Annotated in this window: 28 protein-coding genes; 26 read left to right on the top strand and 2 right to left on the bottom strand. The window is 63.9% G+C overall.

The features are described from left to right. Window positions 1-2: 2 nt before the first annotated feature. The 6 genes from pduL (at window position 3) to BN3789_RS01480 (ending at window position 4,645) form a co-directional block, all read left to right on the top strand. Window positions 3-1,019, top strand: a complete 1,017-nt coding sequence (gene pduL, locus BN3789_RS01505; RefSeq protein ID WP_066829058.1) for a phosphate propanoyltransferase — start codon at window positions 3-5, stop codon at window positions 1,017-1,019. Window positions 1,020-1,066: 47 nt separating this feature from the next. Next, window positions 1,067-1,411, top strand: a complete 345-nt coding sequence (locus BN3789_RS01500; RefSeq protein WP_147569489.1) for a BMC domain-containing protein — start codon at window positions 1,067-1,069, stop codon at window positions 1,409-1,411. A gap of 18 nt (window positions 1,412-1,429) precedes the next feature. Then, window positions 1,430-1,870 (top strand): EutP/PduV family microcompartment system protein, encoded by a 441-nt coding sequence (locus tag BN3789_RS01495; RefSeq protein WP_066829054.1) that lies wholly within the window; start codon window positions 1,430-1,432, stop codon window positions 1,868-1,870. 3 nt (window positions 1,871-1,873) lie between these two features. After that, window positions 1,874-2,983 (top strand): 1-propanol dehydrogenase PduQ, encoded by a 1,110-nt coding sequence (locus BN3789_RS01490; protein WP_066829052.1) that lies wholly within the window; start codon window positions 1,874-1,876, stop codon window positions 2,981-2,983. A 246-nt stretch (window positions 2,984-3,229) separates the two neighbouring features. Beyond that, window positions 3,230-3,667 carry a cupin domain-containing protein gene (locus BN3789_RS01485; RefSeq protein WP_066829047.1) on the top strand — a complete coding sequence of 146 codons (438 nt, stop codon included), beginning with the start codon at window positions 3,230-3,232 and terminating at the stop codon, window positions 3,665-3,667. Between the two features lie 342 nt (window positions 3,668-4,009). Then, complete coding sequence (locus BN3789_RS01480) at window positions 4,010-4,645, top strand: DedA family protein (protein WP_066829046.1); 636 nt, start codon at window positions 4,010-4,012, stop codon at window positions 4,643-4,645. A 187-nt stretch (window positions 4,646-4,832) separates the two neighbouring features. Here BN3789_RS01480 and cysE read toward each other — a convergent pair whose 3' ends face one another. After that, window positions 4,833-5,531 (bottom strand): serine O-acetyltransferase, encoded by a 699-nt coding sequence (gene cysE, locus BN3789_RS01475; RefSeq protein WP_066829045.1) that lies wholly within the window; start codon window positions 5,529-5,531, stop codon window positions 4,833-4,835. A 544-nt stretch (window positions 5,532-6,075) separates the two neighbouring features. Between cysE and BN3789_RS01470 the strand changes: the two genes are divergently transcribed. From BN3789_RS01470 to BN3789_RS01430, 9 genes are all read left to right on the top strand, one after another. Then, on the top strand, window positions 6,076-7,119 hold the full coding sequence (locus BN3789_RS01470) for a branched-chain amino acid aminotransferase (RefSeq protein WP_079989009.1): 1,044 nt from the start codon (window positions 6,076-6,078) through the stop codon (window positions 7,117-7,119). 225 nt (window positions 7,120-7,344) lie between these two features. Further along, window positions 7,345-8,265: an ATP-binding cassette domain-containing protein gene (locus BN3789_RS01465; protein ID WP_066829043.1), complete on the top strand. Its 921-nt coding sequence runs from the start codon at window positions 7,345-7,347 to the stop codon at window positions 8,263-8,265. A gap of 58 nt (window positions 8,266-8,323) precedes the next feature. Beyond that, window positions 8,324-9,133 (top strand): ABC transporter permease, encoded by an 810-nt coding sequence (locus BN3789_RS01460; RefSeq protein WP_066829041.1) that lies wholly within the window; start codon window positions 8,324-8,326, stop codon window positions 9,131-9,133. Window positions 9,134-9,377: 244 nt separating this feature from the next. Then, the gene (locus tag BN3789_RS01455) at window positions 9,378-10,289 is read left to right on the top strand and encodes a sensor histidine kinase (protein WP_079989008.1); all 912 of its coding nucleotides are present in this window, start codon (window positions 9,378-9,380) and stop codon (window positions 10,287-10,289) included. Between the two features lie 59 nt (window positions 10,290-10,348). Continuing rightward, entirely contained in the window at window positions 10,349-11,107 is a 759-nt protein-coding gene (locus BN3789_RS01450; protein ID WP_187119099.1) for a response regulator transcription factor, read from the top strand. A gap of 149 nt (window positions 11,108-11,256) precedes the next feature. Then, complete coding sequence (locus BN3789_RS01445; RefSeq protein ID WP_066829038.1) at window positions 11,257-12,801, top strand: S-layer homology domain-containing protein; 1,545 nt, start codon at window positions 11,257-11,259, stop codon at window positions 12,799-12,801. Between the two features lie 137 nt (window positions 12,802-12,938). Then, the gene (locus BN3789_RS01440) at window positions 12,939-13,796 is read left to right on the top strand and encodes a transporter substrate-binding domain-containing protein (RefSeq protein ID WP_066829036.1); all 858 of its coding nucleotides are present in this window, start codon (window positions 12,939-12,941) and stop codon (window positions 13,794-13,796) included. 100 nt (window positions 13,797-13,896) lie between these two features. Next, the gene (locus tag BN3789_RS01435) at window positions 13,897-14,550 is read left to right on the top strand and encodes an amino acid ABC transporter permease (RefSeq protein WP_066829035.1); all 654 of its coding nucleotides are present in this window, start codon (window positions 13,897-13,899) and stop codon (window positions 14,548-14,550) included. Window positions 14,551-14,655: 105 nt separating this feature from the next. Continuing rightward, on the top strand, window positions 14,656-15,402 hold the full coding sequence (locus BN3789_RS01430; protein WP_066830240.1) for an amino acid ABC transporter ATP-binding protein: 747 nt from the start codon (window positions 14,656-14,658) through the stop codon (window positions 15,400-15,402). Between the two features lie 118 nt (window positions 15,403-15,520). On the opposite strand, the gene BN3789_RS01425 is transcribed toward BN3789_RS01430, so the two are convergent. Then, on the bottom strand, window positions 15,521-16,372 hold the full coding sequence (locus BN3789_RS01425) for a MurR/RpiR family transcriptional regulator (RefSeq protein ID WP_066829033.1): 852 nt from the start codon (window positions 16,370-16,372) through the stop codon (window positions 15,521-15,523). A 548-nt stretch (window positions 16,373-16,920) separates the two neighbouring features. On the opposite strand from BN3789_RS01425, the gene BN3789_RS01420 reads away from it, so the two are divergent. The 11 genes from BN3789_RS01420 (at window position 16,921) to BN3789_RS01370 (ending at window position 25,526) form a co-directional block, all read left to right on the top strand. Beyond that, a complete protein-coding gene (locus BN3789_RS01420; protein WP_066829031.1) occupies window positions 16,921-17,682 on the top strand; it encodes a PTS mannose/fructose/sorbose/N-acetylgalactosamine transporter subunit IIC in 762 nt (253 codons plus the stop codon). Between the two features lie 42 nt (window positions 17,683-17,724). Next, entirely contained in the window at window positions 17,725-18,651 is a 927-nt protein-coding gene (locus BN3789_RS01415) for a PTS system mannose/fructose/sorbose family transporter subunit IID (RefSeq protein WP_079989007.1), read from the top strand. A 33-nt stretch (window positions 18,652-18,684) separates the two neighbouring features. Further along, on the top strand, window positions 18,685-19,092 hold the full coding sequence (locus BN3789_RS01410) for a PTS sugar transporter subunit IIA (protein WP_066829029.1): 408 nt from the start codon (window positions 18,685-18,687) through the stop codon (window positions 19,090-19,092). Between the two features lie 79 nt (window positions 19,093-19,171). Next, entirely contained in the window at window positions 19,172-19,666 is a 495-nt protein-coding gene (locus tag BN3789_RS01405) for a PTS sugar transporter subunit IIB (protein ID WP_066829027.1), read from the top strand. A 44-nt stretch (window positions 19,667-19,710) separates the two neighbouring features. After that, entirely contained in the window at window positions 19,711-20,703 is a 993-nt protein-coding gene (locus BN3789_RS01400) for a D-isomer specific 2-hydroxyacid dehydrogenase family protein (RefSeq protein WP_066829026.1), read from the top strand. Between the two features lie 98 nt (window positions 20,704-20,801). Then, entirely contained in the window at window positions 20,802-21,521 is a 720-nt protein-coding gene (locus tag BN3789_RS01395) for an HAD family hydrolase (protein ID WP_066829024.1), read from the top strand. 27 nt (window positions 21,522-21,548) lie between these two features. After that, the gene (locus BN3789_RS01390; protein ID WP_066829022.1) at window positions 21,549-22,124 is read left to right on the top strand and encodes a hypothetical protein; all 576 of its coding nucleotides are present in this window, start codon (window positions 21,549-21,551) and stop codon (window positions 22,122-22,124) included. A 30-nt stretch (window positions 22,125-22,154) separates the two neighbouring features. Beyond that, window positions 22,155-22,448: a UxaA family hydrolase gene (locus tag BN3789_RS01385; protein ID WP_066829020.1), complete on the top strand. Its 294-nt coding sequence runs from the start codon at window positions 22,155-22,157 to the stop codon at window positions 22,446-22,448. After that, window positions 22,445-23,614 carry a UxaA family hydrolase gene (locus BN3789_RS01380; RefSeq protein WP_066829018.1) on the top strand — a complete coding sequence of 390 codons (1,170 nt, stop codon included), beginning with the start codon at window positions 22,445-22,447 and terminating at the stop codon, window positions 23,612-23,614. The genes BN3789_RS01385 and BN3789_RS01380 overlap by 4 nt, the downstream gene beginning before the upstream one ends. A gap of 72 nt (window positions 23,615-23,686) precedes the next feature. Next, window positions 23,687-24,346, top strand: a complete 660-nt coding sequence (locus BN3789_RS01375) for a bifunctional 4-hydroxy-2-oxoglutarate aldolase/2-dehydro-3-deoxy-phosphogluconate aldolase (RefSeq protein ID WP_187119098.1) — start codon at window positions 23,687-23,689, stop codon at window positions 24,344-24,346. Window positions 24,347-24,437: 91 nt separating this feature from the next. Continuing rightward, the gene (locus BN3789_RS01370; RefSeq protein ID WP_066829016.1) at window positions 24,438-25,526 is read left to right on the top strand and encodes an iron-containing alcohol dehydrogenase family protein; all 1,089 of its coding nucleotides are present in this window, start codon (window positions 24,438-24,440) and stop codon (window positions 25,524-25,526) included. Window positions 25,527-25,586 lie beyond the last annotated feature (60 nt).

Raw genomic sequence — 25,586 nt, 5'->3', positions numbered from 1 at the left:
TCATGAACGAGCAAGAACTCTACCGCATCGTCGCCGGCGTGGTGAACGGCATGCTTGCCGCCTCGCCCACGCCTGCGGCCGCGGCCGGCGACCGCATCCCGGTCGAGATCTCGGCCAAGCACGTGCACCTGTCGCAGGAGCACGTCGAGGCCCTGTTCGGCCCGGGCTACACGCTGACGCCCAAGCGCGACCTGTCGCAGCCGGGGCAGTTCCTCTGCGAAGAGCGCGTGACCGTCATCGGCCCCAAGGGCACGTTCAAGAACGTGGCCGTGCTGGGCCCGGTGCGTTCCCGCACCCAGGTTGAGCTCTCCGCGACCGACGCCCGCACGCTCGGCGTCAAGGCGCCCCTGCGCCTGTCGGGCGACCTGGCGGGCTGTCCGGGCGTGTTCATCCAGGCCGGCGACGCCATGGTGCGCGCCGACGAGTCGGTGATGGTCGCCCAGAATCACATCCACATGACGCCCGCTGACGCGCAGCGCCTGGGCGTCCACGACGGCGAGGTCGTCTCGGTCCGCATGGACACCGAGCGCCCGCTGACGTTCGACCACGTGCTCGTGCGCGCGACCGACACCTCGGCGCTCGCCATGCACCCTGTCTCTTATACCCATCTAGATGTGTATAAGAGACAGGCGACGTACTGGCCGGCTTGGCGGCCGAGACCGACTCCGACGGCGTGCGCGGGCACCTGCGTGCTCGCGCGCCTTGACGAGCGCGTCGCGCGCGCCATTCGCGGCACGCGCTTTACGACCGAGGTCAACGCGGCGGGCATCGTCGAGTGCAGCGCCGTCGAGACGTGCGTGCACGCTGCGGACACGGCGGTCAAGGCCGCCGACGTCGAGCTCGTTCGCCTGCGTCTGGGCGGCGGCATCGGCGGCAAGGGCTACCTCGTGCTCACCGGCGACGTGGCGGCGGTGTCCGCCTCCGTCGAGGCGGCGTCGGCCGTCGCCGCAGACGCCTCGCGCCTTATCGACGCCGTGGTGATCCCGCGGCCCGACGAGGCGCTGTTCCAAAGCTTGTAACCAAGATGCGCGGGCGCGCCCGCGAGCAGGATAGATCGGATATGCACATGGAAGACAAGCAGCGCATCATTCAAGAGTTCGTCCCGGGCAAGCAGGTCACGCTTGCGCACGTGATCGCCAACCCCGTGGCCGACCTCGCCAAGAAGCTCGGCATCGTCGGAGGCATCCAGGGCGCCATCGGCATTCTGACCATCACCCCGTCCGAGGCCGCCATCATCGCCGGCGACGTCGCCAGCAAGGCGTCCGGCGTCGAGCTTGCCTTCGTGGACCGCTTCAGCGGCTCGGTCGTCATCACCGGCGACGTCGAGAGCGTACAGGCGGCGCTCGAGGCCGTCATCCACATGCTGTGCGACACGCTGCGGTTCTCTTCGGCTCCGATCACGCGTTCGTAAAGATAGGGAGGGTCGATCGTGAAGACCATCATGCTCGTCGGCAAGACCGGCGCAGGCAAGACGAGTTTCACCCAGGCGATGCAGGGCGAGGACCTCGTTTACAAAAAGACTCAGGCCGTGAACATCGTCAACAACGCGATCGACACGCCGGGCGAGTTCGTCGAGAACCGCGCCTTGTACCGCGCCCTCATCACGAGCGGCGCCGACGCCGAGGTCATCGTGCTCGTGCAGGACTGCACGGACGACACGTGCATGTTCGCCCCGGGCTTCGCCACGATGTTCGGCAAGCCGACCGTGGGCCTGGTGAGCAAGGTCGATATCGCGGAGAGCGACGAGGCCATCGAGCAGGCGCGCGAGAAGCTCGAGCTGGCCGGATGCGACCGGATCTTCTATATCAGCAACAAAGATCGCCGCGGCGTCGACGACGTCAAGGCGTATATCGGTCTTTCGGAGGAGTAGACGATGGACACGTTCGTTTTGGGGGCGCAGATCGCAAGCGGTGCGGGCGCGCTGGACAAGCTGCTCGAGCTGTCGTGCGACCGCGCAGCGGTCGTGTGCGACCCGTTCATGGCCAAGTCCGGCGCATCGCATCAGGTGACCGACCGCCTGGATAAGATCGGTTGTGCCTGGGAGCTGTTCGACCGCGTGGTGCCCGATCCCACGGTCGACGTGGTGAGCGCCTGCGTGTCGCTGTTCATGGAGGTGCGCCCCACCTGCGTAGTCGCGCTCGGCGGCGGTTCGGCCATCGATACCGCCAAGGCGGCGAGCTACATCTACACGCGCACGGCGAAGGTCGACCGCCCGCTGTTCGTGGCCGTGCCCACCACCAGCGGCACCGGCTCCGAGGTAACGAGCTTCTCGGTCATCTCCGATCCCGAGGCGGGCGTCAAGTACCCGATCGTCTCCGACGAGCTGCTTCCCGATCATGCGATCCTGGATCCCGAGCTCACGCGCACCGTGCCGCCCGTGGTGACGGCGGATACCGGACTTGACGTGCTGACCCATGCGCTCGAGGCCTACGTCGCGACCGACGCGACCGATATGTCCGACGCGCTCGCCGAGAAGGCCGCCGCGGTGGTGTTCGAGTGCCTGGAGCACGTCGTGGAGCACGGGGGCGATATCGTGGCGCGCGAGCGCATGCACAACGCCTCGTGCATGGCGGGCGTGGCCTTCAACAACGCCGGCCTCGGCCTGTGCCATGCCATGGCGCACGCGCTGGGCGCCCAGGTCCACCTGCCGCACGGCCGCTGCAACGCGCTGCTGCTGCCGCATATCATCCGCTTCAACGCGAAGGATCCCGCGGTGTGCGCCCGCTATGCCCGCATCGCCGCGCGCGTGGGATGCTGCTGCCATACCGACGTCGTGGCGGTCGAGGGGCTCGTTCGCAAGATCGAGCAGCTCATGCGCGCCGTGCATGTCGCGCCGGTCATCGAGGACGAGGAGCGCCGCGCGCTCGCTCGCGAGAAGATCGACGTCATGGTCGCCAACGCGCAGAAGGACCGCTGCATGCCCACCAACCCGGTGACGGCCACCCCCGAGCAGATCGCGGAGCTGTACCGCTCCATCTGCTAGCCCGTCGCGGTCGGGCGCCGCATCTGCTGTGGGAGACGGGTACGCTTGGCGTGCCACCGGTATGAGGTGTCTCTGTGCGACGTGCTTTGGCATGCCAAACGCACCCGTTCCCCACAGCAGATGCGGCGTTATTCGGCGCGAAGGCGCTCGATCGGCCTCCCTTAGATCAGCCGGCTCGCGGATGCCGCCAGCATGGCGCGAAGTCCCCGCGGCGGCGCGGGCCAACAGGATAGAAAGGTGATTTCCATGGACATGAGCCAGGACGTTTTGCAGTCGCTCGTCGAGAACGTCGTCCGCGCGACGCTCGAGGCGTGCGCATCGAATACGGGCTACAAGCGCGTCGATCCGAGCGGCATCATCGGCATCAAGACCTCGCAGGTCGCTCTCGAGCCGTTCGAGGGCCGCTCCGACGTGCTGCTCGCCGACGTGACCACGCTGGAAGAGGCGCCCCGTATGGGCTGCGGCATCATGGAGCTCAAGGACGGCGCCTCGTTCGAGTGGACGCTCACCTACGATGAGTACGACATCGTGCTCGAGGGCACGCTGGAGATCGAGATCGACGGCCGCATCGTGTCCGCCGCCCCCGGCGAGATCATCTACATCCCCAAGGGCAGCCACATCCACTTCCAGACGCCCGATCACGCCAAGTACGTGTACACCGTCTTCCCTGCCGACTGGCAGTAGGGCGCTGCCGCCGCGGGCATGCTGCGCGCTCGCGGCGGACGCCGTCCAAAGGCTTTGCTCGAGGCCCCCTGCCGGGGTCGAGTCGCTTGCGTGCCCAAGCGGCTCGGCTCCGGCAGGGGGCCTTGCCATGCGCCTGCGGTTTTCCCGCCGGCTTGCAGCGTCACGTATCCGCGCCGCGGCAACGTCGTGGTTTCCTGTAGTTTCTGTCGGCGGTATTCGCTTTTCGGTGGATGGACCTGCGCGCGGACGGCGCTTTGAGTACCATCAGCCGGGTTCTATGTATTTCCAGCCGAATCCGGCTCGCCCGGGTTTCCACGGCGCAGCATGACGAAAGAGGCCCCTATGCAAGAGGCGTTTTTTTCCTTTATCAGCAGCTTCGGATACCTCGCGGTGTTCGGGCTCATCTTCCTGGAGAACATCTTTCCTCCCATTCCGAGCGAGCTCATCTTGCCCCTGTCGGGCTTTCTGGTCATCCAGACGAGCATGGAGCTTCCGCTGGTGATCGTCGCCGCGACGGTCGGTTCGGTGACGGGCGCGTTCGTGCTCTATGGAATCGGACGGCTGCTGTCCCAGGACCGCCTCGAATCGTTCTTCGACACCCGGCTCATGCGCCTGCTCGGCTTCAAGTCCGATGACGTGTCCAAGGCGATCGGCTGGTTCGACCGGCGCGGGCAGATCACGGTGTTGCTGTGCCGCTGCATCCCCGTGGTGCGCAGCCTGATCTCGATTCCGGCGGGCACCGCCAAGATGAACATGGTGCGCTTCTCGCTGTACACGCTGCTGGGCTCCGCCGTGTGGAACACCGTTCTGTGCAGCTTGGGCTACGCTGCCGGTGGCGCATGGGAGACCGTGACCGCCCAGGTCGAGGGCTTCTCCGACATCGTCAAGGTCGTGTTGATCGTCATCATCGTTGTCGTGGTGGCGTTCTGGATCGTCAAGCGCGTCATTCCGAACCTGCGCGAGAACAAGAACCAGTAGGGCGGATGCTCCGCTTCGTGCGCTCGGCGTCCCTTTGACCCCCGCTTATTCATGAATGAGCGGGGGTCTTTTCAGCATTTGCCCAGGATTCGCTGTTTGACGTCCCTACTTTTTCATGAATGAGCGGGGTGGGGACCCCTTTGAACCGCGCCCCTCTCTCCGGGCAGACGGGTTGATCGGTGCTTTCCTAGGCGGTGAGCTTGCGGACCAGATCGGTGAGTTCGGCTACCTGCTGCTCGAGCTCGCAGATGCGGCGCGCGTTTTCCGCGATGCCCTCGCGGTTCATGATCGACGCCTCCTGAACCGGGTCGGGCAGGCTTTCGCGATGCTTCTTGGCATCGAAGTTCTCCGCCATGACGCGGCAGCCGTTGCGCCGCACCACGCGGCCGGGCACGCCGACCACCGTCGAGTCGGGGGGTACGTCCTTGACGACGACGGAGTTTCCCCCGATGCGCACGTTGTCTCCGATGGTGATGTTGCCGAGCACCTTCGCGCCACTGCCCACGGTGACGTTGTTGCCGAGGGTGGGATGGCGCTTGCCGTTCTCGTTGCCGGTGCCGCCGAGCGTGACCCCCTGGTAGAGCGTGCAGTCATCGCCCACGATGGTCGTCTCGCCGATCACGACGCCCATGGCGTGGTCGATGAACAGGCGCCGTCCCAGCTGCGCTGCGGGATGAATCTCCACGCCCGTGAAGAAGCGCGTGATCTGCGACAGGATGCGCGCGATGCTGCGCAGGCCGTGGGTCCACAGCCAGTGCTCAGGCGTGTGCATCCACTTGGCGTGCAGGCCGGGATATGACAGGAAGATGACCAGCCCGTTTTGCGCGGCGGGATCGTTGTTCTTGACGCTCGCGATATCCTCTTTGATGGTCGTGATGAAGCCCACGTCGGCTCCCCTCTGTTGGCGAATGGGTTAAGTATAGCGAATCGCTAGGAATAAACTGCCAAACTGAACGGATTTCATGGCGCGCGGGCCGCGAGCTGTCGCGGAATCGGCGTTTGGGCGCGGCCGTCAAAACGGAAAAGGGACCTTTGGGTACAAAAGTCCCGGGTCGTTGAGTAGAGCCTCTAGATAGCAAAATAAAAGATATAGAATTACAACTAAAGTAATGTATTTCTGCGAGGCTACTTGGACAGTCGGGTTTCATGTACCCAAAAGTCCCTTTTTTGGTTTTTGAAACATATAAAAAATATAGTAATACTAAAACCGTATAAAATACGGCCTATAATGCCGAGATTTCCGGCATAACACCCGCGCACATGCGGTTTTCCGCAGCCTGAGCCTGCCAAAGGCCGCTTTGCGCGCGAATCTTCGGCGGCGACGTTTACAGCTTGGAAACTTTACGCCACACTCCACCGCAGGGGAGTAGAATCGTGCAAATACATTTCGCGCGCTGCGTGCAAATAGAAAACCAGTAAAGGAGACCGCCATGGCAGTGGAGAAGAAGGATATCGATTGGGGCAACCTCGGTTTCGCCTATCGTCCCACGGATTACAGCTATGTCTGCAACTACAAGGACGGCGCCTGGGAGGAGGGCGGTCTCACGACCGACCACAGCCTGACGCTCTCCGAGTGCGCGGGCATTTTCCATTACTGCCAGGAGGTCTTTGAGGGCCTGAAGGCCTACACCACCAAGGACGGGAAGATCGTCTGCTTCCGTCCCGACCTCAACGCCTCGCGCATGGCGGACTCCGCGCGCCGCATCGTGATGCCGCCGTTCCCCGAGGACAAGTTCCTCGAGGCCGTCAAGATGGTCGTCAAGGCCAACGAGGCCTGGGTGCCGCCGTTCGGCTCGGGCGCGACCCTCTACATCCGTCCGTTCATGGTGGCGACCGGCGAGGTCATCGGCGTGAAGCCGGCCGACGAGTACCAGTTCCGCATCCTCGTGACCCCGGTCGGCCCGTACTATTCGGGCGGCGTGAAGCCCGTGGCGGTCAAGGTCCCCGAGTACGATCGCGCCGCACCGCACGGCACCGGTGCCATCAAGGCGGGCCTGAACTACGCCATGTCCCTGTACCCGAGCGTCGAGGCGCACGCCGAGGGATTCGCCGACAACATGTTCCTCGATCCTCAGACCCACACCTACGTCGAGGAGTCCGGTGGCGCCAACTTCCTGTTCGTGGACAAGGACGGCACGCTGGTGGTGCCCCAGTCCGCGACGAACTCCATCCTGCCGTCGATCACCCGCCGCTCGCTGGTCTACGTGGCCGAGAACATGCTGGGCATGAAGGTCGTCGAGCGTCCGGTCGAGTTCGCCGAGGTCCAGGCCGGCGCGTTTGTCGAGTGCGGCATGTGCGGCACCGCGGCCGTCATCAGCCCGGTGGGCAAGGTCGTCAACGGTGACGAGGAGATCGTGTTCGCGAGCGGCATGGAGGAGGTCGGTCCCGTGATGAAGAAGCTGCGCGAGACGCTGACCAGCATTCAGGACGGCGAAATCGAGGGCCCCGAGGGCTGGGTCGTGGAGATCTGCTAGGGAAACACCGATTGATGCATTCCGTGTCGCCTGCGAGGGGCGACCGGTGTGTCTAGTCGACTGAGGACCCGCCTGCGCAAACGCGCGGGCGGGTCTTTTTCTCCAGCGGCGCGCCCCGGCGGCAGGGTGGAAAACCTTGCAACTTTCTTGTCGCTTGCCCGGGGGAATCTTGGAGGCTGCTACGTATCGTGTATGTCAAGATGGGAGCACGATGAAGGGAGCGCCATGTTTGCCATCGAGACAGCCGGCCTTGGTATGAGCTTTCGGCACAAGCGGGTGCTCGACGGCCTCAACGTGCACGTGGGCCAAGGGGAGATCTACGGGTTCATCGGCAAAAACGGCACGGGCAAGTCGACGACCATGAAGCTGATCGCCGGGCTCATGCCGGCAGATGCCGGCGAGATCCGCGTGCTGGGAGACCTGCTTGTCCCCTGCGAGCCCCATCCCCGCGTCGGCGCGCTCATCGAGCAGCCCGGCATGTACGCCAACCTTTCGGCGCTCGACAACCTTATGGCCAAGGCGCTCGTGCTCGGCCTGGTCGACGCGCGCCGCACATGCGAGGAGCTTCTCGAGGTCGTGGGGCTTGCCGATGCGGGCAACGAGAAGACCAAGCGGTTTTCGCTCGGCATGAGGCAGCGCCTGGGCATCGCGCTCGCCTTGCTGGGAGGTCCCGACGTGCTGCTGCTCGACGAGCCACTCAACGGCCTCGATCCCGAGATCGCACGCGACATCCGCAACCTCATCGTCCGCATGAACCGCGAGCGCGGCGTCACGGTGTTCATCAGCTCGCACGCGCTCGATCAGCTCGAGCGGATCTGCACGGTCTACGGCGTGCTGCGTGACGGCGGCCTTGCGGCCGAATTGACGGCGGACGAGGTCGATCAGGCGTGCACACGCTGCCTGATCGTGCGCACGGGCGAGGCCCCTCGCGCCCTGGCGGCGCTCACCGAGCGCTTCCCCCGGGCCCATCTGGTCGCGTTGCCGGACGATGAGCTCCGCATCGACGGGGACATCGATGCGGAGGAGGTCGGTCGCGCGCTTGCGGAGGAGGGCGTCGCGATCCGCGAGCTGCGGCGCTCCGAGGGCGACCGCGAGGCGTTCTTTGTCGGTCTCATGGGCGGGCACGACGGCCCGGCGTCCGAATGACGACGCGGCGCGATGCTGCTCCATCCATGTGGTTTCACGTGAAAAAGGGGTGATCGGGATGCTCAACATGCTACGCGCGATCCTGTTTCGTCTTCGGAAAAGCGGGGCGCTGATAGCGGCGCCGCTTGCCGCGGTCGCGGTGTTCGCCATCTTTGGCGCCGCGGAGCTCGAGATGGGCTTTTGGAACGGCAGATGGGCGTCGGGCGAGACCTACGACCCCACGTTTTTGGGGCTCGCGGGTCGGGTCGCATTCGGAAGCGCGCCGCTGTTGCCCTGCATGGCCGGCATCTGGTGCGTGCAGCTTTTCACGGATGACATCGCAGGCCTGCCGTCGGGCGCCGCGATGAAAAACGTGATCGTCAGACCGCACGCGCGGCTCCATTACCTTGGCGCGCAGCTGCTCACCATGCTGGCAAGCTGCGTCGTGTCGACCGTGCTGCTGCTCGCCGTGTGCGCCTGGCTGCCCGGCGCATGGGGCGTCGAGACGCCTCCGGTGGACGCCGCGTCCGTGGCGGCATGGGCGGCGCTTGCCGCGCTGACGGGCTTCTGCTTCTGCTCGATCATGCTGTGCGCCTGCATGTTCGCGCGAAGCTCGCGCATCGCCTGGGTGCTCGCGTTCGCCATCTGCTACGGTATCGTCGGGAAATTGCTGATGCTTCCGCTCGCGCTCTTCACGATGGGCGGCGGCGCTTCTGCTGCGTTGGAGATGAGCTCGATGCTGCCCTCGACGCACGCGTACGTGCTGGGCGAGGGCCTCGGGTACTTCTCCCACCCGGGCGCCATGCTCAAGGTCGTGTTCTACCCGCTGCTCTGGTCGGTGATTGCCGCACTGGTCGCCTACGCGCACCTGCGGCGCCGTTCGTTCTAGGGAAGGCGGTGCCCGTCTGTTCACCCGCTTGCGGACGCGGTGCCGAGGAGGCCGGCGGTATCCCCGGGGTCCTTCATTCATGAACGAAGGAGACCGTTTACGGCGTTTGCGCAGGATTTTTATATCTAACCCACCTCTTCATTCATGAACGAAGCGACAGAACGAGATGGCAAGACGGGCGAGGTGGGAGCACGGGTGCGGGGAGCGGGGAACGAATCGATCGTCGTTGTAAGGAGGTGGGCTCATGACAGCCGATGTGGGATCGTTGGCGCTGATCGCCGGGCTCGTCGCGGCCCTGCTCATCGCCCTGATGGTGATGGTCCGCCGGGATCGCGAGCTTGTGCGCATCGCGAAGGAGCTTGACCTGCGGGCGCCGGACAGCAATGCGCGCATCGCGCTCGAGGTGCGCAGCGCGGGGCTCGAGGGGCTCGCGCGCGCGCTCAACAGGGAGCTCGATCGCGAACGGGACCGTCGCATCGCCGACCGCGCCGCGCAAGCGTCGTTTCAGCAGGACCTCGCCTCGCTGTCGCACGATATCCGCACGCCGCTGGCGGGGGCGCAAGGCTACCTGCAGCTGGCGCAGCGCACGGCGGAGCAGGCCGAGCGCGAGCGCTACACCGAAGCCGCGATCGAGCGCCTGTCTTCCATGCGCACGCTGGTAGACGGGCTGTTCGAGTACGCGAAGGCGGCAGATCCCGCGTTGGCGCTGAACGTGGAGCCCGTGGCGCTCCTGCCGGTCCTGTCCGATGTCCTCGTCTCGTTCTACCCGCAGTTCACCGCGCGCGGATGGGAGCCGTCTATCGTCTGCGAAGACGAGGACGTCCAGGTGCTCGCGGAGACGTCGTCGTTGACGCGCGTGCTGACGAACCTCGTCAACAACGCGCTGCGCTACGGAGCGGGCGCGCCCTCGATCGAGATCGTGTCGATGGGAGGAGGGGTGAGCCTGAGCATCTCCAACCCCGTGGAGCAACCGGATGCGATCGATGCCGGGCGTCTGTTCGACCGGTTCTACAAAAGCGATGCCGCGCGGACGGGCGAGGGGAGCGGGCTTGGACTTGCCATCGTCGCGCGCTTGCTGGATGCTATGGGCGGCGAGGCGCACGGCGAGGTCGCGGACGGAAGCCTGACCGTGCGCATCAGCCTGCCTCGTGCCTGATCGCCGAGGCATCCTGGGCGCACGCGTCCGCATGCGCCGGAGCAGTCGTGGAGGATGAGATGAAAGCCCTGGTCATCGAGGACGACGCCGCGCTCAACGAGATCGTCTGCACGTGTCTTGCCGGCGCGGGCCACACCTGCGTGCCCGCGTTCTCGGGCAGCGAGGCGCGCATGCTGCTCGAAGGGCCGTCGTGTCAGACGTTCGACCTGGTCATCACCGACCTCATGCTTCCGGGGTGCCCGGGCGAGGATCTGGTGCCGCTCGTTCGACAGCGCTTGGGCAACGTGCCGGTGATCGTCATCTCGGCAAAAAGCGCTGTGGACGACCGCATCGCGCTTCTGCGGTGCGGGGCCGATGACTATCTCGTCAAGCCATTCGATCTCGACGAGCTGCTCGCCCGCATCGATGCGCAGTTCCGCGTGCGGGGGATCGCTGTCGCCGGATCGCCGGGTGCGCCCGCCGCACGCGAGGTCGGGGAGACGGTGCTCACGTTCGGGGCCTGGCGCCTCGATCCCGCGACGCGCCGCTTTTATGCGGCGGATGCGCCCGTGCGCCTCACGCGGACCGAGTTCGACCTGCTCGCCCTGCTGATGGCACATCCCGACCGCGTGTTCACCAAGCGCGACCTGTATCTCGCCACCTGCCACGACGAGCGGCTGCTCGACGACATCGCCGCGGGCTCCGCGCGCGTGAGCTCCTCCGATGAGAAGACCGTCGCCACCCACATGGGCAACCTGCGCGCCAAGCTCAAATCGAGCGGAACCGACGGGTACCTCGAAACGGTATGGGGTATCGGTTTCAAGCTGCGCCGGCCATGATGAAATGATGAGCCTGGCTGCATTATTTCATTGACCCCGTTGATGTGGGGATTGTTCCCGGGAATAATAAAGGTGCCTCTGTTGCGCTCTGACGCAAACGTACCCTAATCACGCTCTCCCCGCCGGGAGCGCACAAGCAAGGAGGAACCATGGAGTCACGGCATCGCGCCGTTGCTGCCGGCCTGACGCTCACGCTTGCGCTGGGCGCCTGGACCATGCCTGCCAGCGCATTTGCGGGCACGACGATCCCGCAGGGCGCTTCCGAGACCGCCTCGTCTTCCGGTGGCGACACGGGAAAGTCCGGTCCGCTGCCCGAGCCGGGCGATTACGACCGCGCGCTCGATTACGAAGAGGATCCCCAGGAAAGCGGTTCGATCTCGCTGCTGTCGACCGAGGAGGGCCTTGCGCGCCTGACCCCGCTGACGCTTTCCAGCGAGATGAAGTATTTTGCCGAAAACGAGAGCGGCAGCAACTACGATCAGGGATTCAGCTATGGCGACGGCTATAACGCCATGGGGTTCTACCAATTCGACCGCCGCTACTCGCTGCTTCCCTTCATCAAGGCGTGCTACGAGTACAACCCGACGAAATATGTGATGTTCGCGCCGGTGATCGAGCGGGGCGACGAGCTGACGGGCGGGGCTATCTACGACCGTGAGACCAAGCAGCTCACCGAGATCGGCCAGCTTGCCGAGAACGCCTGGCACGCTGCGTACCGTGCGGATTCGACCGAGTTCTCCGCGCTGCAGGACGCCTATGCCTACCAGGAGTACTACCTGCCGGTACAGCGGATTCTGAAGAACAATTTCGGCGTCGACATCTCGGGGCGCGCGGATTGCGTCAAAGGCCTGGCCTGGGGCCTGTGCAACCTGTTCGGCTCGGGCGGCTGCCAGCGCTTCTTCAGGCTCGCCAACCTTTCGGACGACATGACCGACCGGGAGTTCGTGAACGCCCTGTGCGACGCCGTGGTCAACAACGTGGACGACTACGCGTACGGCGCGAGCTACAAGGCGCGCTACGAGCGCGAGCGGGCGACCTGCCTGGAATACATCGCCGAGGACGAGGCCCTGTCGGGCGATACGGGCTCCGACGAATCCGACGAGCTGCCGTTTTTCGACGTCGACCGCGCATGGTACTACGACGACATCGTCTATGTGTATAAGAACGGGTACATGAGCGGCCTTGCGGACCCCGTGCTGCGCTTCGCTCCCAACGAGGCCATCGTGCGCCAAGACGTGGCATGCGTGCTCTACAACATCTTCGGGAACGGGGAAAAGGCCCCTGCCTGCAATTTTGCCGATGTCGATCAGAGCAAGTACTATGCCGACGCCATCAACTGGGCGGTGTACCACGGCTACATGAACGGCATCGGGGATCCCGCGACCGGCACGTACGTGCGCTTCGGCGTGAACGAGCCCCTGCCGCGCGAGCAGCTTGCAAGCGTTGCCGCGAACATCGCGCGCAAGACGGGCGATTCGCTGGATGCGAGCAAGTACCACAGCATGCTCGATTGGGCGACGACGAGCCCGTGGGCGACGGAAAACGTGATCTGGGCGCTCAACAAGGGCGTCATCGACGGCGTGTCGCTTGTCGAGGGCCGTTACGTGGCGCCGCACAACAATACGACGCGCGCCGAGATGGCCGCCATCGTGAGGCGCTGCATCGAGAAGGGCATCATTCCGACGGCATCGTAGCGCGCGGCAGGTGTCGAAGCCTGTCGCCGCCGAGTCGGCGGAAATAAATCTGACACACGGGAAAATAATCCTTGCCGAGAATACTCCACCATAGTAAAGTGAACAGCGTTGCGAGATATTTAAGGGAAGGTTGCACCATGAAGAGATCCCGTCTGTTCACCATGCTTGCCGCGACCGTGGCGCTCGTGTGCGCGTTCGCGCTCGCCGCGTGCGGCGGCAGCCCTGCTTCCGACGAGCCGGCCGACTCCGGTTCGGCTGCGGCATCGGGCGCCGACAACTCTGCCGACATCACCGAGCTCATCGTCGGCTTCGACCAGGCCTATCCGCCCTACGGCTTCGTGGGCGATGACGGCGAGTTCACCGGCTTCGACCTCGACCTTGCTGCCGAGGTCGCCCAGCGCTGCGGCTGGGAGGTCACCTACGAGCCCATCGACTGGGACGCCAAGGACACGCTGCTTGATTCCGGCGCCATCTCCTGCATCTGGAACGGCTTCACCATGGAGGGCCGCGAGGACGACTACACCTTCTCCGAGCCCTACATGCTCAACGGCCAAGTTGTGGTCGTGAAGGCCGACAGCGGCATCGAGAGCTTCGATGACCTTGCGGGCAAGACGGTCATCACCCAGGTCGACTCCGCCGCGCTCGACGTGCTCGAGGGCGACCAGGCCGACCTTGCCGCGACGTTCGCCTCGCTCGAGCAGATCGGCGAGTACAACACGGCCTTCATGCAGCTCGAGTCTGGCGCCGTCGACGCGGTGGCGTGCGACCTGTCCATCGCCGAGTACCAGATGGCCGCCAACCCCGACGCCTACGCGCAGCTGCCCGACATGCTGTCCGAGGAGCACTACGCTGTCGGCTTCAAGAAGGGTAACCAGCAGCTCGCCGACAAGGTGACCGAGACCCTGCGCGAGATGGACGAGGACGGCACCATCGAGGAGCTGTGCAACAAGTACGCCGAGTACGGCATCAGCTACGATAACTGGGTGCTCGAGTAGCGCAGGACCGTGAAATTTTAGGGACAGTCCCTAAAATTTCGAATGCGGTGGGAAAACGGGGCTTCCTCGTTTTCCCACCATTTTGCTTGAAGGGATGCAGATGGATATTGCAACCATGGTCGGGATGCTGCTGGAGGGTTTCGGCACGACCATCCAGATCTTCGTGCTCACCTTGGTGGGGTCTATTCCGCTGGCGGTCCCCATCGCTCTGGCGCGCATGAGCCGCTTCGTCCCGCTGCGGGCGCTGGCGCGCGTCTACATCTCCGTGCTGCGCGGCACGCCGCTCATGCTGCAGATGTTCGCCATCTACTTCGCCCCGTACTACGTGTTCGGCATCGAGCTGACCACCGATTCCAAATGGCAGGCGTGCATCGTGGCGTTCATCGTCAACTACGCGGCCTATTTCGCCGAGATCTACCGCAGCGGCATCCAATCCATCCCGCGCGGCCAGTACGAGGCGGCCGAGGTGCTGGGGTATTCGCGGATGCAGACGTTCGTGCGCATTGTGCTGCCGCAGGTCGTCAAGCGCATCCTTCCCGCCATGGGCAACGAGATCATCACGCTCGTGAAGGACACGTCGCTCGCGTTCGCGATCGGCGTGGCGGAGATGTTCTCCACGGCCAAGGCGCTGGTGGCCTCGCAGGTGAGCATGGTTCCCTTCGCTATCTCTGCTGCGTTCTACTGGGTGTTCAACTTCCTCGTCGAGATCGTGATCGGGTTCGTCGAGAAGAAGCTGAACTACTACCACGACTAGGAAATCCGTTCCGCTCCGCTTGGCCATGGAGGACGGGCGTGCATGGCAGGGCGGCGCGAGCCGATAGCAGGAAAGGAGCGTACCGTGGCTGATGCGGTGTTCTCGATGGAGCATGTGAGCAAGGCATTCGGCGACAACGTCGTGTTGCGCGACATCTCGCTGGCGGTCGAGCCGGGCGAGGTGGTGGCGATCATCGGCCCGTCGGGCGGCGGCAAGTCGACGATGCTGCGCTGCGCGACGACGCTTGAGCAGATCGACGCGGGCACGCTGTCCTATGGCGACCTCGTCGTGGCGTCGACCGACGCGGACGGGCAGGTGAGCTACGTGCGAGGCGACACCATGCGTCGCGCCAAGAGCCGCTTCGGGCTGGTCTTCCAGAGCTATAACCTGTTTCCGCACATGACGGTGCTGCGCAATATCATGGACGCGCCGATCGTGGTGCAAAAGCGCGACCGCTCCGAGGTGGAGCAGCAGGCGCGCTCCCTGATCGCCAAGATGGGCCTCACCGGCTGCGAGGACAAGGTTCCCTGCCAGCTCTCGGGAGGCCAGCAGCAGCGCGCAAGCATCGCGCGCGCCCTGGCGCTTAACCCCGACATCCTGTTTTTCGACGAGCCGACCAGCGCGCTCGATCCCGAGCTCACCGGAGAGGTGCTCAAGGTCATCAGGCAGCTCGCGGCGGAGGACATCACCATGATCATCGTGACGCACGAGATGGCGTTCGCGCGCGATGTGGCCGACCGCGTCGTCTTCATGGATGGCGGCATGATCGTCGAGGAGGGAGCCCCCGCAGAGGTGTTCGGCAACCCCCGGCAGGAGCGCACGCGCGCATTCTTGGCCCGCTACAGCGGCTAGCAAGCACGCCTAGGGGTCGTTTGGGGACGGGTTCGTTCCAACCCATCTATGATCACGGCGTGCAAACGAAAATGGGTTGGAACGAACCCGTCCCCAACCAACCCATCGGCGCGCTTCGCTAATCGTCCACTTTGGTCAGATTGATGGCCTCGCGTATCTTGCGCAGCGATTCGGCCGTCCCCTGCACGCGGAACATGAGCGCCGTGTAGAGCGTATCGATGATGGCGAGCTGCGCGAAACGGCACGAAAGCGACTCGGGGCGGTATCCCGTTTCGTCCGAGGTCGAGACGAAGGTGACGTCGGCGTATTCGGAGATGTGCTGCGAGGGGTAGCTCGTGATGAGGATGACGCGCGCGCGGGCCTCGTGGGCGATGCGGGCGATCTCGATCATCTCGCGCGTGGCGCCCGTGTGCGAGATGACGATAGCGCAGTCGTCGGGCGTCAACTGCGCGGCCTGCATGAGCTGCATGTGCGTGTCGGTGATGAAGTGGCAGGGGATGGGCGAGCGCAGGAACTTCTGGTAGGCGTCGAGCGCGATGACGCCCGATTCGCCGCAGCCGTACAGGGAGATGTGCGAGGCGCCCAGCATAAAATCAATCGCCTGATCCAAGTCGTGCTCGTTGAGCAGCGACAGGGTGTCGTGAAGGGATTTCGCGCTGGAATGGAAGATCTTCTGCGCCACGACGACCGGGGTGTCCTCGGGCGTCACGTTCTCGTGGATGGAGATCTGCGGATCGAACTCCTCGGCGAGCAGATCGGTGCGGAAATCGCGAAAGCCCCGATACCCGAGCTTCTTGGTGAACTTGAACACCGTGGAGTCGGCCACGCCGAGCTGTGCCGCCATCTCGTTGATGGTCATGCGGGAGGCGAATCGGGGATCCTCGAGCACGAAGTTCGCGATGCTCTGCTCCTTGGTCGAGAGCGAGGGCATGAGGGACTTGATCTTGAGGAGAACAGTGTTGCGTGCCATTGATGGTCCAGACTGGTCAGCGGTTCATATTGCTATATCAATATGAGCTTATGCCACAAGTGTACTCAAATATTCTTGCGCACAGAGGGCTCTCGAAGAAAAAAATTATTTTTCAGCCTACATAACAAAAGGTCAACCGGCTGAACGGTGGTAAACGGTCTGTATACGGCAATAATCACTTTGTCCGTTTTGAAAACGTCACAGGAGCATCACATCAACAGGCAAATGACATATCGGGCCTAGCAATTAAAAAATAGCCTATTATCTGCAAAAATTATGTCACAAGTAAGAAAAGACCCCGCGCAATGAGCGGGTAGCACAAAACACTTCGTAAAAACGTCTAAATTCGGCAGGCGATAAGGCAAAGACCGTTCGCCAGAAAGAAAAATAATTTCTTCAAGTACAACAGAAAAACACATAGACTTTTGGTCAAAGGGGCGAAAAGCCCAAGGTTTGTCTTAACGAGGGGCCTCGTTGGGGCAACGGGGAGGGATGGAGAAGACGCACTCCACCATCTTCCGGAAAAGAGGAGAGAAAGGAAAGGCATTATGACAATTGTGCAAGCATTGCTGATTGCCCTCTTCGTGGCGGCAATCGAATCTCGCGCGCTTGGTTATGCTACCCTCACCATGCGTTTCTCGCCGTTGATGGCGGGCTTCTGGGTCGGCCTCATCCTGGGCGATATGCACCAGGCCATGGTCGTCACCGCTACCATCCAGCTCATCTACATGGGTGTCGTCGCCCCCGGCGGCGCTATGCCCTCCGAGCCTGCGGTGGCATCGGCCATCGCCGTGTCCGTCGCGATTCTGGGCGACCTTGACCCCGAGGCCGCAGTCGCGATCGCGGTGCCCGTCGGCCTGATGGGTAGCTACCTGTACCAGCTCCGCTTCTTCCTGAACACCATCGCCGTGAACAAGATGGATCAGTGCGCCGTCAAGGCCGACTCCCGTGGTCTGGTCTTCTGGATCGCCGTCATGCCGACCATCTTCGCCTTCGCGCTGTTCGTCCCGACGATCACCATCGCCCTGTACCTGGGCGCCCCGGTCATCTCCGACGTTATGAACGCCATCAGCAACGGCCCCGTGCTGCATGCCCTCGACGTCGTCTCCGGTGGTCTTGCCGCTCTCGGTATCGCCATCACCATGCACGTTATCGGCAGCCGCAAGCTCCTCGTGTTCTTCTTCCTGGCTTACTTCCTGGTCGTTCTCACCACCAGGGCCGGCCTGAGCATCACCATGATCACCTGGGCAATCTTCGGCGTCATCATCGCCTTCTGCTACAACATGTTCACCACGAAGGCCGAAGCCTAATCGCCAGGCCCCATATCTCATAGAAAGGAAGGGAACATACTCATGAGCGAAGTCGAGAAGCTTTCCCAGGACTATCACGATTACCTCGATGAAGACGGCATGATCCATGCCGATCCCCGTTTGATGCTCGGCGAGGCCAACAAGCCCGACGAGATCACCAAGGGCGACATCATGAAGGTCTGGTTCCGCTGGTGGTGGTGCAACGAGGTGCCGCACACCTTCGACCGTATGATCGCGCCCTCGCTGTGCTTCGGCCTTATGCCCGTGCTGAAGAAGCTCTACAAGAACCCCGTGTTCCTGGGCGAGGCCTACCAGCGTCACCTGCAGTTCTTCAACACCCAGGCCGTCTGGGGCGGCGGTATCATCTCCGGTATCACCGTCTCCCTCGAGGAGGAGCGCGCCAAGGCCCTGAACGCCGGCGAGCCCGCCCTCGACGCCTCCATGATCCAGAACACCAAGATCGGCCTGATGGGCCCGCTGGCCGGCGTCGGCGACTCCATCGACTCCGGTACCGTTCAGTACATCTGCATCTCCCTGTTCCTGGGCCTGTGCCAGGAGGGCAACCCGCTGGGCGCCGTCATGCCGTTCGTGTGCTTCGCCACCGCGACCTTCATCTACGGCTACCTGTTCACCCGCATGGGCTACACCATGGGCCGTCGCGCCGCGCTCGAGGTCATGAAGGGCGGCCGCATCAAGTCCATCATCGACGCGCTCGGCGTGCTCGGCCTGTTCATGATGGGCTGCATGGCTGCAAGCTACGTCAAGCTGTCCACCCCGATCGAGGCCGACCTGTCCGGTAGGCCCTTCGTCCTCCAGGAGACCTTGGACGGCATCCTGCCCGGCCTGCTGCCGCTGATCGCCGTTATGGCCCTGTTCTTCTTCTTCCAGAAGAAGGGCATGAAGGTGACCCAGGCCATGCTCGGCTTCACGGTCATCCTGATCGTCCTCGCGGTCGTCGGCATCCTCTAAGAGAGATTCTGAGCGAATAAGGAGCGCACACGTATGAACAAGGTCCTCATCATCACCCACGGCCTGTTCGGCATCGAGCTCAAGAAGAGCGCCGAGATGATCATGGGCGAGCAGGAGAACGTTGACGCCCTGGGTCTCGTGCCCGGTCAGTCCGTCGACGATCTGCGCGCCAAGGCGTTCGAGATCGTCGAGAAGAACGAGGAGGCCGGTGCGCACACCATCATCATGTGCGACCTCATGGGCGGCAGCCCCTCCAACGTCGCGCTTGCCTGCGTCGGCAAGGTCGACTGCGACGTCATCCTCGGCGTGAACATGCCGATGCTCATCGAGACGATCCAGCAGCTCGACATGGCCGAGGACGGCCACGAGCTCGCCGCGACCGCCGTCGAGGCCGGCAAGATGGGCGCTCGCCTCATCAACCGCGCCAACCTCAAGGGCTAATTGTCCGATTTGGGGTACATATCTCTATAGGGGGTGTGTACCCCTTTTTAGTAACCCACTAGGGATTGGAGAAACTATCATGGCAGAGATCACCCTCGCGCGTATCGACGACCGTCTGGTTCACGGCCAGGTCATGCAGGTGTGGACCAAGGGCAAGGGCACCAACGCCGCCTACGTTGTCGACGACGCCACCGCCAACGATGAGTTCATGAAGGAGATCTACGAGTCCACCCAGTCCACCGGTGGTCTGAAGATCAAGGTCTACTCCGCTCAGGGCCTCGTCGACCAGTGGAACGCCAACCAGTTCGGCGACGACAAGGTCGCGCTGATCTTCAAGTCCCTGGCCTACGCCAAGGTCGCGGTCGACGGCGGCGTGCCCATCAAGGAGCTGAACGTTGGCGGCATCGCCATCAAGCCCGGCTCCACCAAGGTCATCGAGTCCGTCGGCCTGACCGACGACGACGCCGACATCGCCAAGGCTATCGGCGATGCGGGCGTGACCGTCTACTTCCAGAAGATTCCGTCCTCCGAGAACGTCTCTCTGGCTGGCGCTCTGGCCAAGTGCGGCAAGTAGTCCGTTTGAACTGAACCTGCGATCAGATAGGATGCGCGACTTAGATGGAATATCGCATCGCAATCGTTAACTCCTCGTCGTTCGGGCGCCGCTTCCCCGATCAGATGGAGCGCCTTGAGAAGATCGGCACGGTCGAGCGTGTCCGCGTGGCGGGCGACGCCCACGGCGCCGAGCTGGCCGAGACCCTCAAGGACTACAACGTCATCATCTCCTCGGTGACCCCGTTTTTCGACGCTGAGTTCTTCGAGCACAAGACCGACCTGCTGCTGCTTTCGCGCCACGGCATCGGCTACAACAACGTCGATGTCAAGGCCTGCAACGCGACGGGCTGCATCCTGACCACCGTGCCGCCGCTCGTCGAGCGCGACGCCGTGGCCGAGGGCGCCGTGGCGCTGCTGCTCGACTGCATGCGTCAGGTGAGCGACTCCCACGTGGCCGCCAACGAGGGACGTTGGGCCGACCGTGCCTCCTTTGTGGGCAACGGCGTGTCCGGCAAGACCCTCGGCATCATCGGCTGCGGCAACATCGGCACCCGCGTCGTCGAGATCCTGGCCCGCGGCTACGACCTCAAGGTCCTGGCCTGCGACCCGGTCCAGCGCGACGAGTGGGCCGAGGGGCTGCGCGCCCAGGGCGTCGACTTCCAGTACACCGACCTCGACACCGTGGTCTCCAACTGCGACATCCTGACGCTCAACGCCGACCTCAACCCCACGTCGTTCCACATCCTGAACGCCGATGCCCTCTCCAAGATGAAGAAGGGTGTCTACGTGGTGGACAACGCCCGCGCCGACCTCATCGACCAGCCTGCTATGCTGGCCGCCCTGGAGGACGGTACGGTCAAGGGCCTCGCGATGGACGTCATGCACGACGAGCCGCCGCGCGCCGACGATCCGTACTTCAACCATCCCAAGGTTCTCGTGTGCCCGCACATCTCCGCCTACACGGAGGAGTGCCTGCGCGGCATGGGCGAGAAGTGCGTTGGCGATGTTGAGCGCTTCGTCGCCGGCGAGGAGCCGGTGAACGAGATCAGGGCCTAAGCGCCTTCGATCTTTCAGGCCTGCACCTCTCCGCGCACCCGCAGGAGGGCGCAGGCCTTATCTTTTGTAACGGGTATTCGAACGAAAAGGAGCTCGACGTGGGTCCGTTTCAGGCAGTCCTCTTCGATATGGACGGTCTTATCTTCGACAGTGAGCGCCTGTGCTACCGGGCGTATCTGCGCGCAGCCCGCGCCTTCGGGTTCCAGATGAACCCTGCCCTGTACATGCACCTGTGCGGCAGGATCGAGCACGAGGTCGTCGCCGAGCTGCGCCACGCGTTCGGTGAGGACAAGGACGTCACCACGTGGCGCGAGTACATCAAGAAGCAGAAGACGGCCGTGCGCATGGAGCAAAACGGCCGCGTGGGCAAGAAGAAGGGCCTGCTGGAGCTTTTGAACTACCTTCAGGAGCGCAAGATCCCCTATGCGCTCGCGAGCTCCACGGTCCGGCCGCTCATCGATGAGTACATGGAGGCCGAGTACCTCTCGCACGCCTTCCCCTACATCATGGACGGTTCCCAGGTCAAAAACGGCAAGCCCGACCCGGAGATCTTCCTCAAGGCGGCGGCCCTCATCGACGCCGACCCCGCGCACACCCTGGTGCTGGAAGACAGCCATGCGGGCATCCGTGCCGCCAATGCCGGCGGCTTCACGTCGGGCTTCGTGTTCGACGATCTGACGAATATGGATTCGGTCACCGAGGGCTACCCGATTCTGGATCAGCCCGAAGGCAACCGCGAGAACATCCGCCGCGACGCGGTGCTCTCGTTCGACAGCCTGGCCGACGTCGTGGGATTCCTCGAGGTCCTACGCTCGTAAGTTTGGAAATAAAGCGAGGTTACTCCTGTGGACAAACTCGTTGTGTATAACGACATGCGCAGGCTGTTCGCCATCAGCCTGTCGTATGTGGTCATCGCGGTGTGCATCGTCGCTCTGGGCTTCACCCAGGGCGGGGGCAACATCGTGTGGCCGATCATCTCGGTGGCGGTTGCCGTCTGCTTCATCGCGGGCGTCGTGTTCAACGTGCGCAAGATGAGCGACCGCGGCCCGCTGTTCGAGTACACCGAAGACGGCGTGACGGACTTCACGAAGCCGGATGACATCATCGTCCTGCCGTGGGAGCAGGTTTTGAGCGTGAACCTCAAGGCGGCGAGCAACAACGACCTCATGCTCGAGGTCATGGGCTACAAGACCGCCGACCAGTTCGACGAGGTCACGCCTGAGATGCAGGCGCAGATGGACGCCAACCAGTCCGACCGCGTCTACTTCGTGCTGCAGCTGTCGGGCCTGTGGGTCCGCCGCTCGCGCATGAAGGAAGCATACGATTGGATCTGCGAGCACATCGCGCCGGCACATCCGGGCATCGCGTTCTCGAAGTTCGAGGACCCGCTGTCGCACCTGGGCAAGAAATCCGACCAGTAGGCCAGTAGGAAAACGGGAGCTCTGTGATCTATGGATAAGCGCGCGCTGCGCATGGCGGCATCGGACGACGTCGCCACGGTTATCGACGCGGTGAGCGCGGGCGAGAAGGTCTGCGTGCGCACCAAGAGCGGCGAGGTCGCCTGCATGCTGACCGCGCGCGAGGACATCCCGCGCTTCCACAAGATCTGCCTTATCGAGCGCGACGCGGGCGACACGGTCACCAAGTACGGCCAGATCATCGGGCGCGTGACGTCGCCGGTCGGTCGCGGCTCGTACGTGCATATCCATAACATCGAAAGCATCAAGACGGGGGTGGGCGCATGAGGGGGTACCGAAGACCCGACGGCAGCATCGGCATCCGCAACCATGTGATGGTGCTCTCGACATGCGGCTGCGCCAACATGGTCGCGCGGCGCATCGCCGATGCGGTGCCCGGGGCCGTGGCGGTCGAGAACTCCAAGGGCTGCGGTCAGGTGGGCAGCGGCATCGAGATCATGCGCCGCTGCCTTGCGAATCTCGCGCTCAACCCGAACGTGTTCGGCACGCTCATCGTCGGGTTGGGGTGCGAGTCCACCAAGCCCTACGAGCTTGCCGAGGCCGTGCGCTCGCGCTCGGATAAGCCGCTCGAGGTCATGACGTTCCAGGACTGCGGCGGCTCCGCTGCCGCGATCGAGCACGGCGTCGAGTTGGCGCGCGGCCTTACGGAGCGCGCGGCGGGTGCCGAGCGCTGCGAGATGGGCCTGGCCGACCTGGTGCTCGGCACCAACTGCGGAGGCTCCGATGCCACGAGCGGCCTTGCGGCGAATCCCGTGGCGGGCGTGGTGAGCGACGCGGTCGTCGCTGCCGGGGGCACCGTGATGCTCGGCGAGACGACCGAGCTCATCGGCACCGAGGACCTGCTCGCCGCGCGCGCCGCGACCCCGGACGTGGCGGATGATATCTACCGGATCGTCTGCGGGCTGGAGCGCAGCTTTGCCGAGGCGGGCGTCGACGTGCGCGGCGCGAACCCCTCTCCCGGAAACATGGCCGGCGGGCTCTCGACGCTCGAGGAGAAGGCGCTGGGCGGCATCTCCAAGGGCGGAACCTCCCCGATCATGGAGGTCGTCCCTTACGGTGCGCGACCCGGCAGGCGCGGCCTGGTGATCATGGACACGCCGGGCTACGACATCGAGTCGGTGTCGGGCATGACGGCGGGCGGCGCCCAGGTGCTGATCTTCACCACCGGGCGCGGCACGCCGATCGGCAACCCGCTCATACCGGTCATCAAGGTGACGGGCAACGTCGAGTGCGCGGCGCGCATGGCGGACAACATCGACTTCGACGCGTCGGGCGCCGTGGAGGGCGCATCGACGATCGACGAGCTGGGCTCTTCGCTGCTCGAGCTGCTCGAGCGCGTCTGCGACGGCGAGCAGCCCGCAGCGGAGCGCTTCGGGTTCAACGATTTCTCGATCTTCCATAACCAGGAGGTCTGGTGCACCTGCCTGCCGTGAGGCGCGCGGTGCCGCATCCGGCCCCTGTTTGCATAGATGAATCAGGCAGATCGACAAGAGAAGGGAAGCAAGATGTCGACTGAGTACATGAAGCAGAACGGATTCTACGAGCAGGTCGAGAAGACGGGTGTCGTGCCCGTCGTGGTGCTTGAGAAGGTCGAGGACGCCGTTCCCATGGCCAACGCGCTGGTCGCCGGCGGCCTTCCCGCCGCTGAGGTCACCTTCCGCACCGCCGCTGCCGCCGATTGCATCCGCGAGATGGCCGAGAAGTGCCCCGACATCCTGGTCGGTGCCGGCACCGTGGTGAACCTCGACCAGTGCAAGCGCGCGGTCGACGCCGGCGCCAAGTTCATCGTGTCCCCCGGCTACGACATGGCCACCGTCGATTGGTGCATCGAGCACGAGGTGAACATCATCCCGGCCGCCGTCACCCCGACCGAGATCATGGCCATGATCAACCGCGGTCTCGACGTGACGAAGTTCTTCCCGGCGAATCTGTACGGCGGTCTGGCCGGTATCAAGGCCCTGGCCAGCGTGTTCGTCGGTCATCGATTCATGCCCACGGGCGGTGTGAACACCGACAACGTGCGCGACTTCTTGAGCTGCGACGCCATCATCGCCGCCGGCGGCACCTGGATGGTCAAGCCCAACCTGTTCGCTGACGGCGACTTCTCCCGCGTCGAGGCCATCGCCGCCGAGGCCGCCGCTGCCGTGCGCGAGCTGCGCGGCTAATGTGAGTCGGCACCTACGGTGCGGGCGAAGTGCAGGGGTTTCGCCCGCACCGTGTGCATAGAAATTGCCAACTTCGGGGAAAGGAAGCATCATGGCAGTTGAATTGGATACCGCAATCAAGTTCGGCGCCGGTCGCGTTCGCTGCGAGCAGGGTCTGCTCGAGCAGCTCGGCGAGGAGTTCAAGCGCTTTGGCAACAAGATGCTGATCGTCGCCGGCCCGCGCTCCTGGGACGCCGTCAAGGACCGCCTGGTCCCCAGCATGGAGGCCGCCGGTGTCTCCTGGCAGCTCGAGATCTGGACGGGCTGGTGCTGCTACGAGGGCGCCGAGGAGCTCGCCGCCAAGGCCCATGAGGCCGGCTGCGACGAGATTGTGGGCGTCGGCGGCGGCAAGATCACCGACCTGGCAAAGGCGGTGGGCGAGGTGGCCCACCTGGGCGCTATCAACGTCCCGACCTCTGCCTCCACCTGCGCGCCGTTCACCTGCATGAGCGTCATGTACACCGCTGAGGGCGGCAAGCTGCGCTCTTGGCGCTTCGACCACGAGATCGATGCCGTCTACATGGACCTCGACGTCATCGCCGCCTGCCCGCACCGCTACAACGCCGCGGGCGTCATGGACGCGATGGCCAAGAAGATCGAGATGCTGAACGGCAAGCCCGAGATGCACCTCGAGGATACGCCGATCGACGTCTTCACCGCCTTCAACATGGCTGCCTACGTGTACGACGTGCTCGACAAGATCGCGCTCGACGCCATCGAGGACAACCGTGCCGGCAAGGTCACCAAGAACCTCTCCGACATGGCGTTTTTGAACGTCATCACCACGGGCGTCATTGCCAACACCACCAAGAGCTTCCGTCAGTCCGAGCTCGCGCACGTCATCTACGACGGCGTCCGCACGCACTTCACCCATGAGGCGGCCGACGCCATCCACGGCGAGATCGTCGCCGTGGGCCTGTTCTGCCAGCTCTACTTCAACGGCCTGAAGGACAAGGAGGAGGAGCTGCGCGAGTTCATGCGCAAGATGGACCTGCCGCTGACGCTGGGCGAGCTTGGTATCGAGCCGACCGAGGAGAACCTCAACACCATCGAGGAGTACATCGTGAACTCCCGTCACTACAACAGCGACGATCCGGCTGACCGTCAGCGCCTGCATGAGGCCGTTCGTGAGATGGTGTAACGCGTGACGTTGCTGTTACGTGGTAAAGTAAAGGGTAGGTTATAGTCCGGGCCGCAGGGG

It is taken from the genome of Collinsella ihumii, from assembly GCF_900046475.1.
Lineage (GTDB): Bacteria > Actinomycetota > Coriobacteriia > Coriobacteriales > Coriobacteriaceae > Collinsella > Collinsella ihumii.
This window is presented reverse-complemented; position numbering and strand designations above follow the sequence as displayed.

What these genes read in the sequence shown, in the direction of transcription:
- pduL (WP_066829058.1), top strand. Translation starts at nt 3, where the DNA reads ATGAACGAGCAAGAACTCTACCGCATCGTCGCCGGCGTGGTGAACGGC.
- BN3789_RS01500 (WP_147569489.1), top strand. Translation starts at nt 1,067, where the DNA reads ATGGAAGACAAGCAGCGCATCATTCAAGAGTTCGTCCCGGGCAAGCAG.
- BN3789_RS01490 (WP_066829052.1), top strand. Translation starts at nt 1,874, where the DNA reads ATGGACACGTTCGTTTTGGGGGCGCAGATCGCAAGCGGTGCGGGCGCG.
- BN3789_RS01485 (WP_066829047.1), top strand. Translation starts at nt 3,230, where the DNA reads ATGGACATGAGCCAGGACGTTTTGCAGTCGCTCGTCGAGAACGTCGTC.
- BN3789_RS01480 (WP_066829046.1), top strand. Translation starts at nt 4,010, where the DNA reads ATGCAAGAGGCGTTTTTTTCCTTTATCAGCAGCTTCGGATACCTCGCG.
- BN3789_RS01470 (WP_079989009.1), top strand. Translation starts at nt 6,076, where the DNA reads ATGGCAGTGGAGAAGAAGGATATCGATTGGGGCAACCTCGGTTTCGCC.
- BN3789_RS01465 (WP_066829043.1), top strand. Translation starts at nt 7,345, where the DNA reads ATGTTTGCCATCGAGACAGCCGGCCTTGGTATGAGCTTTCGGCACAAG.
- BN3789_RS01460 (WP_066829041.1), top strand. Translation starts at nt 8,324, where the DNA reads ATGCTCAACATGCTACGCGCGATCCTGTTTCGTCTTCGGAAAAGCGGG.
- BN3789_RS01455 (WP_079989008.1), top strand. Translation starts at nt 9,378, where the DNA reads ATGACAGCCGATGTGGGATCGTTGGCGCTGATCGCCGGGCTCGTCGCG.
- BN3789_RS01450 (WP_187119099.1), top strand. Translation starts at nt 10,349, where the DNA reads ATGAAAGCCCTGGTCATCGAGGACGACGCCGCGCTCAACGAGATCGTC.
- BN3789_RS01445 (WP_066829038.1), top strand. Translation starts at nt 11,257, where the DNA reads ATGGAGTCACGGCATCGCGCCGTTGCTGCCGGCCTGACGCTCACGCTT.
- BN3789_RS01440 (WP_066829036.1), top strand. Translation starts at nt 12,939, where the DNA reads ATGAAGAGATCCCGTCTGTTCACCATGCTTGCCGCGACCGTGGCGCTC.
- BN3789_RS01435 (WP_066829035.1), top strand. Translation starts at nt 13,897, where the DNA reads ATGGATATTGCAACCATGGTCGGGATGCTGCTGGAGGGTTTCGGCACG.
- BN3789_RS01430 (WP_066830240.1), top strand. Translation starts at nt 14,656, where the DNA reads ATGGAGCATGTGAGCAAGGCATTCGGCGACAACGTCGTGTTGCGCGAC.
- BN3789_RS01425 (WP_066829033.1), bottom strand. Translation starts at nt 16,372, where the DNA reads ATGGCACGCAACACTGTTCTCCTCAAGATCAAGTCCCTCATGCCCTCG.
- BN3789_RS01420 (WP_066829031.1), top strand. Translation starts at nt 16,921, where the DNA reads ATGACAATTGTGCAAGCATTGCTGATTGCCCTCTTCGTGGCGGCAATC.
- BN3789_RS01415 (WP_079989007.1), top strand. Translation starts at nt 17,725, where the DNA reads ATGAGCGAAGTCGAGAAGCTTTCCCAGGACTATCACGATTACCTCGAT.
- BN3789_RS01410 (WP_066829029.1), top strand. Translation starts at nt 18,685, where the DNA reads ATGAACAAGGTCCTCATCATCACCCACGGCCTGTTCGGCATCGAGCTC.
- BN3789_RS01405 (WP_066829027.1), top strand. Translation starts at nt 19,172, where the DNA reads ATGGCAGAGATCACCCTCGCGCGTATCGACGACCGTCTGGTTCACGGC.
- BN3789_RS01400 (WP_066829026.1), top strand. Translation starts at nt 19,711, where the DNA reads ATGGAATATCGCATCGCAATCGTTAACTCCTCGTCGTTCGGGCGCCGC.
- BN3789_RS01385 (WP_066829020.1), top strand. Translation starts at nt 22,155, where the DNA reads ATGGATAAGCGCGCGCTGCGCATGGCGGCATCGGACGACGTCGCCACG.
- BN3789_RS01380 (WP_066829018.1), top strand. Translation starts at nt 22,445, where the DNA reads ATGAGGGGGTACCGAAGACCCGACGGCAGCATCGGCATCCGCAACCAT.
- BN3789_RS01375 (WP_187119098.1), top strand. Translation starts at nt 23,687, where the DNA reads ATGTCGACTGAGTACATGAAGCAGAACGGATTCTACGAGCAGGTCGAG.
- BN3789_RS01370 (WP_066829016.1), top strand. Translation starts at nt 24,438, where the DNA reads ATGGCAGTTGAATTGGATACCGCAATCAAGTTCGGCGCCGGTCGCGTT.